This is a genomic window from Caldicellulosiruptor kronotskyensis 2002 (assembly GCF_000166775.1).
GTDB classification, from domain to species: domain Bacteria; phylum Bacillota; class Thermoanaerobacteria; order Caldicellulosiruptorales; family Caldicellulosiruptoraceae; genus Caldicellulosiruptor; species Caldicellulosiruptor kronotskyensis.
The window spans coordinates 298151-313185 of the sequence record NC_014720.1; the positions used below are offsets into that span (position 1 = coordinate 298151).

Annotated in this window: 12 protein-coding genes; 10 read left to right on the forward strand and 2 right to left on the reverse strand. The window is 36.6% G+C overall.

The window, feature by feature from the left end; translation table 11 throughout:
* Positions 1-16 precede the first annotated feature (16 nt).
* The 9 genes from CALKRO_RS01020 (at position 17) to CALKRO_RS01060 (ending at position 10649) form a co-directional block, all read left to right on the forward strand.
* Positions 17-3049 carry an S-layer homology domain-containing protein gene (locus CALKRO_RS01020; protein ID WP_013429278.1) on the forward strand — a complete coding sequence of 1011 codons (3033 nt, stop codon included), beginning with the start codon at positions 17-19 and terminating at the stop codon, positions 3047-3049.
* A gap of 34 nt (positions 3050-3083) precedes the next feature.
* Positions 3084-4538, forward strand: coding sequence for an S-layer homology domain-containing protein (locus tag CALKRO_RS01025; protein WP_013429279.1), 1455 nt, complete (start codon positions 3084-3086; stop codon positions 4536-4538).
* Positions 4539-4612: 74 nt separating this feature from the next.
* On the forward strand, positions 4613-6031 hold the full coding sequence (locus tag CALKRO_RS01030) for a S41 family peptidase (RefSeq protein WP_013429280.1): 1419 nt from the start codon (positions 4613-4615) through the stop codon (positions 6029-6031).
* Between the two features lie 180 nt (positions 6032-6211).
* Entirely contained in the window at positions 6212-7231 is a 1020-nt protein-coding gene (gene mreB, locus CALKRO_RS01035) for a rod shape-determining protein (RefSeq protein ID WP_013429281.1), read from the forward strand.
* 20 nt (positions 7232-7251) lie between these two features.
* A complete protein-coding gene (locus CALKRO_RS01040) occupies positions 7252-8019 on the forward strand; it encodes a flagellar hook-basal body protein (RefSeq protein WP_013429282.1) in 768 nt (255 codons plus the stop codon).
* Between the two features lie 60 nt (positions 8020-8079).
* Positions 8080-8883 (forward strand): flagellar basal-body rod protein FlgG, encoded by an 804-nt coding sequence (flgG, locus tag CALKRO_RS01045; protein ID WP_013429283.1) that lies wholly within the window; start codon positions 8080-8082, stop codon positions 8881-8883.
* Between the two features lie 24 nt (positions 8884-8907).
* Complete coding sequence (locus CALKRO_RS01050; protein ID WP_013429284.1) at positions 8908-9258, forward strand: rod-binding protein; 351 nt, start codon at positions 8908-8910, stop codon at positions 9256-9258.
* A gap of 197 nt (positions 9259-9455) precedes the next feature.
* Positions 9456-10271 carry a sugar phosphate isomerase/epimerase family protein gene (locus CALKRO_RS01055; protein WP_013429285.1) on the forward strand — a complete coding sequence of 272 codons (816 nt, stop codon included), beginning with the start codon at positions 9456-9458 and terminating at the stop codon, positions 10269-10271.
* Positions 10272-10274: 3 nt separating this feature from the next.
* Positions 10275-10649, forward strand: coding sequence for a Gfo/Idh/MocA family protein (locus CALKRO_RS01060; protein ID WP_013429286.1), 375 nt, complete (start codon positions 10275-10277; stop codon positions 10647-10649).
* Between the two features lie 75 nt (positions 10650-10724).
* Here CALKRO_RS01060 and CALKRO_RS01065 read toward each other — a convergent pair whose 3' ends face one another.
* Positions 10725-12428 (reverse strand): IS1634 family transposase, encoded by a 1704-nt coding sequence (locus CALKRO_RS01065; protein ID WP_013429287.1) that lies wholly within the window; start codon positions 12426-12428, stop codon positions 10725-10727.
* Positions 12429-12661: 233 nt separating this feature from the next.
* Between CALKRO_RS01065 and CALKRO_RS01070 the strand changes: the two genes are divergently transcribed.
* Positions 12662-13762 carry a Gfo/Idh/MocA family protein gene (locus tag CALKRO_RS01070; RefSeq protein ID WP_013429288.1) on the forward strand — a complete coding sequence of 367 codons (1101 nt, stop codon included), beginning with the start codon at positions 12662-12664 and terminating at the stop codon, positions 13760-13762.
* 91 nt (positions 13763-13853) lie between these two features.
* Here the strand turns inward: CALKRO_RS01070 and CALKRO_RS01075 are convergent, their stop codons facing one another.
* Entirely contained in the window at positions 13854-14993 is a 1140-nt protein-coding gene (locus CALKRO_RS01075; RefSeq protein WP_013429289.1) for an aldo/keto reductase, read from the reverse strand.
* Between the last annotated feature and the right edge of the window lie 42 nt (positions 14994-15035).

Below are 15035 nucleotides of genomic sequence, written 5' to 3' on the forward strand. Positions count from 1 at the left end.
GCGGGGGATTTTTAGCATGATAAAAAATAAGATGAGAATAATTACCTTATATAGATTAATAAACTGGGTAGTTTTGATTTTATTTTTTTTGATGTTAATTTCCGCAAATATCCAGGCTGCTCAGGAGTATGTAGCAAGCAGCAGCTACAGCAAGGCGACAAAAAATATTCAAATTGTGAACTTGCCTCAAAACGCCATAACAAGAGATTCGTTTTTATTTTTATCAGCCTTGGGCTTTTTTAACACTGTTGCAAGACCGAAGATAAACCCTTCTGATACGCTGTCAAAGGAAGAGGCATTGTCTGTAATTTTAAGCAGCGTTGGCAAACAGCAGGATGCTTTTGTGAGGGCTGAAAAGCTTGAGCTAAAAAGACCATCTGGTCAGAAGCTTGTAAAGCCATACAACTATCTTTATCTTGGATATATTCAGCTTGCATATGATATGAAAATATTGTCAAAAAAAGAGTATCAGGATGCAATGACACAGGTGCAGCCAAGTGAAAAAGAACATGAGAAGATGACAAAGCAACTTATAAAGAAAAATGATGATACCATTGCAAAAGCTGTGTATGAAGGAAGACCATATTCGTATGACGATTTGATATTTGTAAGGTCTGCTCCTGCTACCCGTCAGGAAGTTTGCTTATGGGTGGTAAAGGCATTCAAAATACCTATTATTTATGAGAATTTGGCTAAAACTTACCCTGATTATGACAGGATTGACAGTAAATTTTTAAGTTCAATTAATACTCTTTTGAAAAATGGTGTTCTTATTGGAAGGTCTGATGGATATCTTCATCCAGACGACTACATAACATATGAGGAGCTGGCATTTATCCTTGGAAGTCTCAAACCAAATATCCTTTCAGCAAATGGATTAAAAGAGGTAAGGCTTGAGGTAAAAGATATTCGGAAGTTTAATAGCGATAAAATGGTTTTAGTCTGTGAAGATGACAACCGAAATGATGTAAATATTACAGTCAACCCTGGCAAACAGGATTTTGGAGTAATAACAGATGGAAACTTTTTAGCCTCTTCTTATCTCCAAAGAGGTGACTATGTAGCCTTTTATGTAAATAGCAAGAACGAGGTTGTGCTGGCCAGCATTTTGCAAAGGCCTGGTCAGGAAAACATAAAAGGTGTAATCTCCAGAATTGATGCTAAAAAGATGATATTTTCGGTAAAGCTTCCAGATGGCAATGTTTACAATTTGAGTTTAAGTCCAAAAGCTACAATTTATGATTCAAACTCTGGAAAGAGTTTAGACTTTTCAGAATTGAATGTAGGAAATCTTGTACAGGTTAAAGTACAAAAAGATAGAGCAGATGCCATAACATTGCTTTCGCTTGACAGTCCTGAAATTGAAAGAGTACAGGGAATAATCTCAAGAATAACAAAGGACAGAATTGTACTCAGTCAAAACGGACAGCTAACAGAGTATCTTCTTTCACCAGATACAGTCTACATTGACAAAGGTGATTTTTCAAGAGTTCTTTCAAAGAATGATTTTTATGAAGGTATGAAAGTTTTAGCAGGCACAGTTTGCGGGTATCTGCAGTATCTTAGCACCACATATGATGAGAAATCTGAAGATATAGTTTCGGGTATTTTGCACGAGGTAGATTCAAACTTGGGGTATCTTGAGATTTACAACCAACAAGGTGAAAAAAAGAGTTACAGATTTTCAAAAAAGCTTGGGCTAAAAGTGAAAAAGGATGGTCAAAATTCGTCATTAGATAGCCTTTTGCCAGGCGATGTTGTTTTCCTGTATTTTAACGGCGATTTTGTACGTACAGTCACAGCAAGTTCAAACCTGCAGCAGAAGGTTGCAAAGATTGAAAATGTTGTAAGAAACCTTACAAGCGGTCTTCCCCAAAAAATAATTGTCAATATAGATGGAAGAATATATGGACCATATGAAATAAATAGCGATGTTGAGGTTATAAAAAATGGCATTCCTGCAGCTTTAAAGGATATTATGCCAGGTCAGTATGTGAAGCTCACAGGAAGCTTCTTTGGAAACTCAGCGTACATCCGCAGAATAGAGATATCAGGGAATGAATATGTAAAAAATATCTACATCGCAAAAGGGACGGTCAATGGAAATGTTTTATATCTTTCTGACATCCAGATTTTAAGAAACAACGCATTTGAACCGCTGTATACATGGCTTTCTTTCCAGATTCCGTCTGATTTGAAATTCATTTTAGATGGCAGCTCTCTTGCCCCACTTTCTAAGTTGCAAAACTTACCTGTTGTAGTTGTAACAAAGGAAAGATTTTCACAGGAGGTTTTGGACACCATTGTGGCAATATCAAGAGGTTCTTTTACCAAGATACAGGGCGAGGTGAGCATGACATCTTCAAATTCGGTGGTGATATCTGGAAATAGGTATTCAATAGGAAACAAAACGTACACCGTTGCAAACGGGCTTTTGATCCCTGCAAGCTTCAAAGTTGGGGATGAAATAATTGGTATTGCAAGCCAAGGAAGCCTTATTTTAGCAAAGCAACAGGAAGGTATTTCAAAACCCATATTTGTTCGAGGGCAGGTACAAGACATTTCAGAGCTTGAATACATCACTGTGAAAGACTATGTCTATTTAGATGGTCAGAGAGGATGGCAATATGTTCCGAGCAAGCTAACTCTTTTTTATGATACACAGACAGTTTTGTGTGATGTATATGGACTTAGCAGTCCGAAAGAGATATTGAATCTGAAAAACAAGAGTGTGTATATCATTCATAATGGCAAATACGCAAATGTTATAATTGATACAAGCTTTGGTGGATACATTGTTACAGGCGTGGTTGGCAAGGACATGAAGATTCTAAATGCCCAGTACAACGATATGATGACCCAGACATGGAACAGAATTGATAAAAGTTTTGTCCTTGATACCACACAAACAATTTTGCTGGACGCGAATGGGAATTTGAGATCTGAAGCGCTCCAGTTTGGTGACAGGGTTTTGTTGCTTGTCCCTCAGAACAGTTTTGACCTGTCAAAGTCAAGTATGTCACCTGCAGTTGTACTTGTAAACTACTAAAAATTTTTTACTATAAAAGGGGGATGTTTAGAGATTGTTAAAAAGATTTTTGATAACAGTAGTACTGGTACTGAGTATTGCTTTTATTATAAGCTGGCAGGTTGTTTTTTGTGAAGAAGGATATTTGGGATACGAAGGTGGAATTTCAGCATACAAAGACCCTGACCCAAAAAAGACAAAGATTGAATACCATGAATATACATTTATAACAGGAAAACCTATTCTTCTTTTTGGTACTGTGGATGCAAAGATAAAAAGGGCAGCAAATAATGAGACTCTTTCTTACAATTATGACCTTAGAGATTCTTCTGGGAAAATCTCAGTAAAAAGAACTGTAAGTTTAAAAGGTACCTTGACAAAGCTTCAAAATGGGAGTATAACAAAGGAGTATACTGTTGGCGGTTATAAAGAAACCATTACTGTGGACAGTGCTACTTACAATCTTCAGAGCTATTCATTTTCAAAGTCTACTGCAGTTGATGCAAACCCGGCTGTGAGCTTTTTTCAGGGTCAGTGGACGCTTGAAAAGATTTATGATAAAGGACTGAAGATTACTATAGAAGGTAAAAACTATGGGTATGATGGGTACTGGGGATCTGGCGAGTTTCAAAAAATAACCCAGAGGATAGAAACATCTTCATGGTTTGCAAATATCAACTATAATATAGCTCTTGTACAGAAGACCATTTTGGAATTTCAACAGAATAATCTTCCATCAAGTATTCCAGGTACATACGTTCTAAAGTCTAAGGTGGAAGGTAATTTCATAGCTATGTATGACCTTCCGACATTTACAAAGACAGGAGAAGTTTTGACAATAAGACAGAGGGGTAAAGTGGAAAAAAATGTTGAGAAAAACCCGGTTATCAAGATGGCAATTGCGCCTACTCTTCCAAAAGTGAAAGGGTATGAGTACGAAGATGCGGTGAACACTTGCTTTGCTTTTGGAGGGTTTGACAGTGCTTTAGATTTTAATCCCACAGAGTATATAACCCGTGCTCAGTTTGCCAAGCTTTTGATGGATTCGCTTAACATATATTCAAACTATTACAATCCAAGGACAGTGCAAAAAAAGTCAATATACAAGGATGTGCCGCTCAATCACAAGTATTATGGGTACATATACGCAGTTACAAAGGCAGGGCTTATGAGAGGCAAAAGTGCTGAATATTTTAAGCCGGAAGACTATATGACAAGGGCGGAGGCGGCTGTTGTCATTTCAAAGGTGCTGGGTTTTGACAAAAAGGTAACCCAGCCAATCACCCAGACAGACTACCTTGATGATGAAAGCATTCCTGTTTGGGCAAAGGATGCTGTTAAAGTACTAAAAGATGAAAAGATAATGGTAGGAACTGAGGATAACAATTTTTTGCCGCAGCAAAAGCTAACAAAAGGTACTGCTGCTAACCTTATATATAATCTCATAAATTTTTTGAGAGATACACTCGCAAAAAGGTATCTTGACATGAGCCTTTTTAGTTCGGATTAATGGTTGAATAAGAGAAGGTATAAAGTAGTAGATTTTGAACATACAAAAAATCATGATGTGGAGGCAGGAGAGAGATGAGAATTAATAAGAAAATCTTGATAAAGATTTTAGCTGTAGTGGTTGCGCTTTCAATATTTGTTGCAGTTCCTGTGTATTCCCAGTTTTTTATAATCTCAAATGATTTTCCTACAGACAAGCAGATGGATTATATCAAAAAGGTGTTGCAGATTGCAAAGGTCTATCACATAGAAAAGTACAGCTATGACGAGCTAATTGATATGATGTTTACAGGACTTTTCAAGAGCCTTGACAAATATTCAGAGTACATGAAACCACAGCAGGCTCAGGACTTTACCCAGAGCGTAAACGGTGAGTTTTCTGGCATAGGAGTCCAGATAGAAAAACAAGAGGACTACATAGTTATTGTAGGAGTTTTTGATGGAACACCTGCAAAAGAAGCGGGTCTGAAAGTTGGTGATAAAATTATAGCAGCAGATGGAAAGTCTCTGGTTGGGAAAACAACAGATGATGCTGTTAAGCTCATTCGCGGGCAGGAAGGCACAACTGTTGTGATTGACATCTTAAGAGATGGTAAGACTTACAGATTTTCTATCGTGAGAAGAAAAATAAAGATACCTGTTGTTGAGTATAAGGTACTTGATAATAATATAGGATATATAAAACTTACACAGTTTACACAGGGTTGTTCCAATGATATCAAAAAAGCTCTTGATGAGTTTGACAAAAAAGGTATCAAAAATATTATTTTTGATATTCGAAACAACCCCGGCGGACTTTTAGATGAGGTTGTAAAGATATGTGAATATTTTGTGCCAGAAGGACCAATTGTAACAATTGAATATAATGGTTTTAAAGATGAGTATAAATCAAAAAACAAAGAAGCAAAGTATAGGCTTGCAGTTTTGACTAACGAGTCGAGTGCTTCTGCTTCGGAGATTTTTGCCCAAGCTATAAAAGATAGAAAAGTTGGGGTTGTTATTGGTACAAAGACATATGGCAAAGGAACTGTTCAGAATTTAATTGGGCTTCCTGAGACAGATACAAAGAAAGGATATGTTGCCAAAGTTACAGTTGCAAAGTACAAGTCACCGTCTGGCTATTACGTAGAAGGAAAAGGAGTTATACCTGACATAGAGGTTCAGGACGACTCTCTTTCGCAGTTTGGACCTGACAAGATTTTAAGTCTGAGCGCAACCAAGAAATACAAAAAAGGTGATATGGATTTAGAGGTATTAGCAGCCCAGCAAAGGCTTTTCTATCTTGGATATTTGAGTAGTTGGACGGCTAAAATGGATGATAATACTGTTGCTGCAATCAAGAAGTTCCAGAAAGATAACAAGCTCTATCCTTATGGTGTTTTGGACGTAACAACGCAAAAGAAACTCAACGAGAAATTCTCTGAGTTTTTAAAGTCAAAGTATGTGGATAAACAACTTCAAAGAGCGATACAGTATTTCAAAATGGGAAAGTAATAATTAAAAGTTAAAAAAACATAAGGCTTTTGCCCACTCTGATAGAAAGTATTATAGGCAAAAGCCTTTTTACTTTTAAAAAAATTGTATATAAAATTCATTGAAAATATGCAAATTAAAAATTAAAATATATTTAAGGTATATTTACAAAAAAGAAAAATAGAAAGGATAGGGCGGTTTATGGCGTTTGGAACAGATATAGGAATAGATTTGGGTACAGCAACAGTTTTGGTGTATGTAAAAGGAAAGGGTATAGTTTTAAGAGAACCATCAGTTGTTGCGATAGAACAGACAAGAAAACAGATTTTGGCAGTTGGAGAAGAAGCAAGACGAATGATTGGAAGAACACCGGGCAATATTGTGGCGGTAAGACCTCTTCGCGACGGTGTCATTTCAGACTATGAGGTCACAGAGGCAATGCTGAAATATTTTTTGGGTAAGGTACTTGGCAAAAGGGTATTTTTCAAGCCGAGGGTTGTTGTATGTGTGCCATCAGGTGTTACTGAGGTTGAAAAAAGAGCAGTCTTAGATGCGACATACGAAGCAGGTGCTAAACAGACATTTTTAATAGAAGAGCCAATTGCAGCAGCTATTGGTGCGGGGCTTGACATATCAAGGCCGGTAGGATGCATGGTAATTGACATCGGTGGTGGAACAACAGACATTGCTGTGATTTCTCTTGGTGGGGCTGTAGTTAGCGAATCCATTAAAGTTGCAGGGGATAAATTTGATGAAGCAATTATCCGATATATAAGAAAGAAACACAGTGTTGCTATAGGCGAAAGAACTGCAGAAGAGCTCAAAATAAACATTGGATGTGCATACAAAAAACCAAGGGTAGAATCTATGGAAGTGCGCGGAAGAAGCCTTTTGACAGGTCTTCCAAAGACGATAACTGTTACATCTGACGAGATGCTTTTGGCTTTAGAAGAGCCTGTGTCGGCAATAATTGAAGCTGTACACAGAGTCTTGGAAAATACGCCGCCTGAGCTTGCAGCAGATATTACCTCAACTGGAATAGTGATGACAGGTGGTGGGAGCCTTTTGTGGGGGCTTGACAAGCTAATTTCTGAAAAGACAGGGATTCCTACAAGGATTGCTGACGACCCTGTGTCGTGTGTTGCTCTTGGGACAGGGAAGGCGTTAGAATCCTTAGATGTTTTGGAAGCAAGTCTTATAAAAGACCCAAGAGTCAGATAAAAAAGGGGATTGCAGAAAAGATGATTAGAGGAATTTACACATCGGCATCTGGAATGATTTTGAATCAAAAACTAATGGATTTAACAGCAAACAATGTGGCAAATGTGAGCACAACCGGATTTAAAAGGGATGTTGCGCAGATTGAAAGTTTCAGAAACATGCTTGTCTATAGGATATACGACAAAGTGACTTCGCCTGACAATGCAATAGGATATATGTCACTTGGCGCAGATGTGTCAAGGATTGTAAGCGACTTTTCACAGGGACTTTACATAAAAACAGATGAACCTCTGAACTTGGCAATAAAAGGAGATGGATTTTTTACCATTGAGGTGCCAGAAAATCAGGGTGCTCAGCAAATCTTTTATACCAGAAATGGTGCGTTTACTTTAAATTCGCGGGGCGAGCTTGTAACACTTAATGGTTTTTACGTTCTTGGACAGAATGGAAGGATTGTTCTTCAAAATGGCGGGCAAGTAAGAATTGATGAGCAGGGGAATGTCTATCAGAATGGAAGAATTGTTGACAGACTCAGGGTTGTTGATTTTCAGGATAAAAGCCTTCTTCGTAAAGTAGGTAATAACCTGTATGAAGCAGATGCTACAGTCCAACAGATACCATTTTCAGGCAAGGTGCTTCAAGGGTATTTGGAAGGTTCTAACGTAAATTCTGTTCAAGAAATGGTCAACATGATAAATGTTCTAAGAGCGTATGAAGCTAACCAGAAGGCGTTTGTTATTCAGGATGAGACGTTGCAAAAGGCAGTAAATGAGATAGCAAGAAAGTAAGTTTTATATTTTTTTAGCTTGCGAAAAGAATTAGCAAGATAAAAGGAGGAAAAAAATAAGATGATGAGAGCACTTTATTCTGCCGCTCTTGGTATGAAAGCACAGCAGACAAATGTCGATATCATATCCAACAACCTTGCCAATGTGAATACAACAGCTTTCAAAAAAGACAAAGCTGAGTTCAAAGACCTTTTGTATGAGACCCTCTCAAGAGCAGATGTTGTAGCAGGTGATGGGAAGCCTGTAAGTCTTCAGATAGGTCATGGTGTCACAATCTCTGCTATAACAAAAAGCTTTGCAGAAGGAAACTTGGAGAGGACTGAAAACCCGCTTGATTTGGCTATTCAAGGGGAAGGATTTTTTGTTGTGTCAACCCCAAACGGTCCAAGATATACAAGGGATGGGAGTTTTAAAGTTTCCAATGTTGAGGGACAAATAAAACTTGTGACTTCAGATGGATATCCTGTTTTAGCAGAGGGTGATACTGAGATTATCCTTCCAGAGACTGCAATTTCAAGTATCACAATAGATGAAACAGGAAGAATTACTTACAAAGATGCAGAAGGACAGGTTCAAGATTCGGGGCTGAAAATTAAAATAGTGAGGTTTATAAACCCTCAAGGACTTTTAGCAGAGGGGAAAAACCTGTATAATGTTTCTGCTGCATCTGGTGACCCTGTGTCTGAAGAGGAGATGGAAGGTCAAAAAAGCAGGATTTTGCAGGGATTTTTGGAGATGTCGAATGTTCAAGTTGTTGATGAGATGGTAAAGTTAATTATTGCTCAAAGAGCGTATGAGATAAATTCCAAAGCTATCCAAACAGCTGACGATATGCTTTCCATGGCAAACAACTTGAAAAGATAAGTTTTATAAGGCAGGTAATTGTGAATGAGTGAGGTATCAAACATTAAAATTCAGGCAGATTATCAACAGGGAATTGGCAACTCTGTCATAGACAAGCTTGAAAAAGCATATTCTGAGAAAGATAAACAGAAACTCAAAGAAGCGTGTGAAGAATTTGAATCGATAATGCTTTCCACCATTTTTAAACAGATGCAAAAGTCGATACCCAAAGGTGGACTTTTTAAGGAAGGCATTGCAGATGATATCTTTAACGACATGTTTGTTGATGAGGTTTCAAAAAATGCTTCAAAGCAGGGAGGTATAGGTCTTTCAAAGCTTTTGTATGATTCTATGATAAAGAGGCTTGAAAACGAATATAAATTTAAAAAGGAATAGAAAGGCTGGCGTAATTATGCCAGCTTATTTTTTTTGGTTTTATTGTTGAAAATAAAAATTAATAGTTGTAAAATATATTTAAAAACACATAAAAACAAAAATCTTTCTTAATCACAATTTTTTATAGTTTTTTAAAGTTAACTTTTTGTTATGGAATTATGTCGAATGGAATTTGAACAAGGGGGTTTGATGAGATAATGTATAAATTTATATTCTCAGCATTTGGAGATGAGATATCAAGCAGTTTGGATGAACAGATAGAGGTTTTGAAAAAACATGGTATTGAGTATTTAGAGTTTCGGTCTGCAAATGGGAAAAACATTGCAGATTATACTGAAAATGAAGCAAAAGAAATTTTAGAAAAGTTGAAAGATAGTGGTATAAAGGTTTCAGCAATAGGGTCTCCAATCGGCAAGGTTGATGTAAACTGCGATTTTGAAAGGTATCTTGAACTTTTCAAGCACATCCTCCATCTTGCTCACATCCTTGAGACAAAATACGTACGCATCTTTTCATTTTATGTTCCAGAAGGTGAAGAAGAAAAGTATACAGATGTTGTCATAGAAAGGCTTTTGAAGTTTACTGAAATTGCCAGAAAAGAAAATCTTGTTCTTCTTCACGAAAATGAAAAAGAGATTTATGGAAGCAATGCTGAAAGGTGTTTTAAAATCCTCTCTGAGATCAACTCACCCAATTTGAGAGCAACATTTGACCCGGCCAATTTTGTTCAGTGCAAAGTAGAGGTCTATCCTCATGCATTTGAGCTTTTAAAGGATTATATTGAGTATGTACACATAAAAGACGCAAAATTTTCGGATGGAAGTGTTACCGTTGCAGGCGAGGGTGACGGAAGAATAAAAGATGTGATAGAAGCATTAAAGAGGATACACTTTTGTGGTTTTTTGTCGATAGAACCTCATCTTAACAATAACCTTCCTGGTGGTGGTCCTGAAAACTTTGCGAGGGCTTATAGGGCAATTAAAAAGATTATTGATGGGGAAGGAGAGATTTAAGAAATGTCAAAGCTTAAATTTGGAATTGTTGGCTGTGGGGTTATATCAAAGACACATGCGATTGCTATTTCAGCTCTTTCAAGTGATGCGGAGCTTGTTGCTGTGTGCGATGTTATAGAAGACAGAGCAAGAAAACTTGCCCAAGATTTTGGTGTGAAAAAGATATATACTGATTATGAAAAAATGCTTCTTGATTCTGATATAGATGTTATTTCAATCTGCACACCATCTGGTATGCATGCTGATATGGCAGCTTTAGCAGCAGACGCAAAAAAACATGTCATTGTTGAAAAGCCCATGGATATAACATTGTCTAAAGCTGATAAAATAATAGAGGCTCAAAATAGAAACAATGTAGTTATTTCTATAATCTCTTGACTTTGTCAGTTTGAAACTCAAAAAGCTTGGGAGGACTGGGATTGACAAAATTTGGACCTCAATTTTGTCACTACATCATTTGTTAATGCCAATAAATCCTAAACCTTCCTCATATGTCATGAAATTTTTTGGCCCCTTTATCTTCATCACATTCAGGATGTCTATAGCTCCTCCTTCTGTCCTTTGCTTTATCAAATATTTCTTCCCTTTTATCTCTATTTCAATAAAATTCATTGAATCTATCGCTTCCATTATCCTTTCACTACTTATCTCTTTACCTTTTTTCCTCAAAATATATTCCAATGTCCGTTGTAATAAAAATGCCAAAAAACATATCACAAAATGTCCTTTTATTCTACTTTCTGTAAAGTGATATATCGGTCGTACTTCTAAACAGCTTTTCATTACTCTGAATGACTGTTCTATCTTCCATAAATCGTGATATGCTCCTAAAACTTCTTCTACATCCATATCCTTTTTACTCGTCTGTATTGCATAATAACCGTCAAACTTCTCATCTCGTTTTATCGCTTCCTCATCCAATTCATATTCTTCTGTCTTTGATTTCTTCTTCAAATATCTCCTCGCACCTTTTTTCTCTAAGGATGTTATACTTCCTTTGTTCTCTAAAAGCTCTTTGGCTTTTGATACAAGTCTTTCCCTGTCTTCTTTGTCTTTCTTAGCTCTCTTGCTTGAATACGTTATTATCAGTCTCTCTTCTATTTTAAACTCTTTACCCTCTTCATCCTTGATAACATTTGTTCTTTCCAATACCTTATATTTGAATTCATCTCCATAAATTTCTTCAGCATTCAAACAACTTTTTCCATCAAGCCTTTTATATCCTTCTTGCTCAAATACTTCATCTAAAACTTCTTTACTTGCATTCTTTAATCTGCTTGCTACTATATAATCATATCCCGCTTCTTTTATCATCTTTAAATTTAATCTGCTGTTGAGCCCTTTGTCTGCTACTATCACTATCTTATCTATACTAAATTTTTCCTTCAGTTTCCTCAATATCTTTACCATTGTTTTGCTATCTATTGTATTGCCAGGAAAAAGTTCATAACCTATCGGCCTGCCTTCTTTGTCTACCAAAAGCCCTAACACAACCTGTACTTCATTTATCTTGTTGTCTTTGCTAAAACCAAAATTTTTAAGTTCATCGGCTCTACAACTCTCAAAGTATATTGTCGTCACGTCATAAAAAACTATATCAACCACCATCTTAAATAAATCCCTATTTCTCTGATACAGGTATGTCTCTAAATCCTCTTTTATACTGTCAAGAAAATCTAAACACCTGTATAATTGATTTAAATCTATATCCTCTTCAAATCCAAAATATCTATTCTTCTCATGATAAGTTCTCAGTTTGCTCATAGGTTCTATCAATCTCTGTATGGTCATTAAAAAACTTACTTTGTCTACGTCAAATTTTATCTTTCTCCCCCTTGTTGCTCTCTCTTTTAAAAATTTATCTATTTCAAGTTCTTCCCATAACTTTCTGAATACAATGTACCCCCAATTTTTTATAACTGCATCCGATACATCCTCTTCAGATTCAATAGTAACAGCTTCTGTATTGTCAGTAGTTGTTCTTTCAACAATATCAGATAGTTTTTTTACAATGTTTCTAAAAGCAGGATCATTTTTGAGGAGATCAAGTCTACCAAAATTGAATAGCACTCTTTGCTTAACCTTGCCATTTTCACGATAGTTTTCGACTAATCTAACATACTGGTAACCGCCAGCATTAGTTATTTTGACAAACATATGGTAGCTCCTCAAAGGTATTTTGAATAATTGTACCACAAAATATTCAAAATGTCAAGTATTTATAGCATATTTCAGACTCTAATTTGCCACTACAATTTTTAAAATTTTTTATTTTTCTATTTTCAAAACCCGCATAAATTAAGACTTTGTCATTTTTTGTTAGCTCAATAACCACTCCTAATTGACAAAGTCAAGAAAAGATTATTGATGGGGAAGGAGAGATTTAAGAAATGTCAAAGCTTAAATTTGGAATTGTTGGCTGTGGGGTTATATCAAAGACACATGCGATTGCTATTTCAGCTCTTTCAAGTGATGCGGAGCTTGTTGCTGTGTGCGATGTTATAGAAGACAGAGCAAGAAAACTTGCCCAAGATTTTGGTGTGAAAAAGATATATACTGATTATGAAAAAATGCTTCTTGATTCTGATATAGATGTTATTTCAATCTGCACACCATCTGGTATGCATGCTGATATGGCAGCTTTAGCAGCAGACGCAAAAAAACATGTCATTGTTGAAAAGCCCATGGATATAACATTGTCTAAAGCTGATAAAATAATAGAGGCTCAAAATAGAAACAATGTAGTTATTTCTATAATCTCACAGCACAGATACAGCGATTGTATGCAACTTTTAAAAAGACTAATGAACGAAGGGAAGTTTGGCAAGATAGTTTTAGCAACAAGCTACACTAAATGGTACAGGTCACAAGAATATTATGACAGCGGTAACTGGCGAGGTACTTGGAGCTTAGATGGCGGTGGCGCGCTTATGAACCAATCAATACATTACATAGACATGATCCAGTGGATTGTTGGAAAGGTTGAGGAAGTATATGCTTACTGCACAACAAGAGCACATAAGCGAATAGAAGTAGAAGATTGTGCTGTGGCTTGTGTAAAGTTTGAAAATGGTGCGATAGGCGAGATAGTTGGAACAACAAGTGCATATCCCGGTTTTGAAACGCGGCTTGAGATTTTTGGTGAACATGGTTCTGCAATAGCTGTAAATACTCAGCTTGAAAGTCTTTATTTCAAAGATGGGTCTGAGAAGGAGTATTTGGAGAATTACAAAAAGGAAGACAGGGGTCCTGTTGGTGCATCTTCTGCTGCCATCAAAGAAGAAGGACATGTAAGACAGTACAGAGATGTAATAAATGCTATAAAAACCGGAACAAAACCACTTATCCCAGCTGAGGAAGGTAGACATCCTGTTGAAATTATACTTGCCATTTACCTCTCAAGCTTGACAGGAAGACCTGTAAAACTTCCTCTTGAAAGTGATGAGGAGGTTTTAAAAGAGATTGAAAAGATAAAAGGCAAAGGATTTTGAGGTTAGAAATAAAAATATAGATGTAAAAAAAGGGGCTGGTTGACCTGTTATATTTTAATGTTGTTTGGCAACAGCCCCTTTTTTGATTATTTTACCCTTCAAAAAACTGTGCAACCTCTTTCAAAAGCTTTCTGATTGGCAGGTTTTGAGGACATTTTTCTTCACACAAACTGCACTCTACACAGTTTGAAGCTTTTTGTTCTACCTTTTCAGGCTTTAAATATGCTTTTTTTGTTTCTTCATACATGTTGTAGACCTTTGCGTCATTGTAAAGATTAAAGTTGCGGGGAATATCAACACCATTTGGACATGGCAGACAGTACTTGCAACCAGTACAATCAATAGGTTTTAACTCAAGGTATTTTTGGGTTACCTCATCTATGAGTTTTAGCTCATCCTCAGAAAGACACCCAACGTACCCTTCATCTGCTGTTTTTATATTCTCAATCACCTGCTGCATTGAACTCATTCCGCTCAAAACAGTAGTAACTTCTTTTTGATTCCAGAGCCACAAAAGCCCCCACTGTGCAGGTGTTCTTTTGACTTTTGTCTTTTCCCATACTATTTGAACCTGCTCAGGGGGTTTTCTTGCAAGCTTTCCGCCCAAAAGCGGTTCCATTATTATAACTCCAAGGCCTTTAGCGTGGGCATACTTCAAACCTTCTTCCCCTGCCTGATAGTTTCGGTTTAAATAGTTGTACTGTACCTGACAGAATTCCCAGCCATCGTACTCATCAATTATTGTTTTGAACGTGTCAAGACTGTCATGAAATGAAAAACCAATATGTTTTATTTTGCCCTTGGATTTAACTTTTTCAATCCAGCTGAAAATGTCCATGCTCTTTAACATGTCCCATCTTTGTTTATTTAGCGCATGTAAAAGATAAAAATCAATATAATCAGTGTCAAGCCTCTTTAGTTGTTCATCAAGTATCATATCTGCATCTTCAATCTTTGTAAGCTTCCACACAGGCAACTTTGTTGCAAGTTTTACTTTGTTTCTATATCCCTCCTTTAAAGCTTTGCCCACAACAACTTCACTGTTTCCACCATGGTAACCATACGCCGTGTCAATGTAATTTACTCCATTGTCAATTGCATATCTTATCATCTCAATTGCCAAAGGTTGGTTAATTTGAGATGCGTCGTCACCAAGGATAGGTAAACGCATACATCCAAACCCGAGCGCTGATACCTCAAAATCAATATTTGGAAACTTCCGATACTTCATCTTTTAAACCCTCCTTATATTGCAAAATAGTCCATTTAAAAA

Bases quoted from the DNA above. Each gene is read 5' to 3' on its own strand.
- CALKRO_RS01020 (WP_013429278.1), top strand. From the start codon at position 17: ATGATAAAAAATAAGATGAGAATAATTACCTTATATAGATTAATAAAC.
- CALKRO_RS01030 (WP_013429280.1), top strand. From the start codon at position 4,613: ATGAGAATTAATAAGAAAATCTTGATAAAGATTTTAGCTGTAGTGGTT.
- mreB (WP_013429281.1), top strand. From the start codon at position 6,212: ATGGCGTTTGGAACAGATATAGGAATAGATTTGGGTACAGCAACAGTT.
- CALKRO_RS01040 (WP_013429282.1), top strand. From the start codon at position 7,252: ATGATTAGAGGAATTTACACATCGGCATCTGGAATGATTTTGAATCAA.
- flgG (WP_013429283.1), top strand. From the start codon at position 8,080: ATGATGAGAGCACTTTATTCTGCCGCTCTTGGTATGAAAGCACAGCAG.
- CALKRO_RS01050 (WP_013429284.1), top strand. From the start codon at position 8,908: ATGAGTGAGGTATCAAACATTAAAATTCAGGCAGATTATCAACAGGGA.
- CALKRO_RS01055 (WP_013429285.1), top strand. From the start codon at position 9,456: ATGTATAAATTTATATTCTCAGCATTTGGAGATGAGATATCAAGCAGT.
- CALKRO_RS01060 (WP_013429286.1), top strand. From the start codon at position 10,275: ATGTCAAAGCTTAAATTTGGAATTGTTGGCTGTGGGGTTATATCAAAG.
- CALKRO_RS01065 (WP_013429287.1), bottom strand. From the start codon at position 12,428: ATGTTTGTCAAAATAACTAATGCTGGCGGTTACCAGTATGTTAGATTA.
- CALKRO_RS01070 (WP_013429288.1), top strand. From the start codon at position 12,662: ATGTCAAAGCTTAAATTTGGAATTGTTGGCTGTGGGGTTATATCAAAG.
- CALKRO_RS01075 (WP_013429289.1), bottom strand. From the start codon at position 14,993: ATGAAGTATCGGAAGTTTCCAAATATTGATTTTGAGGTATCAGCGCTC.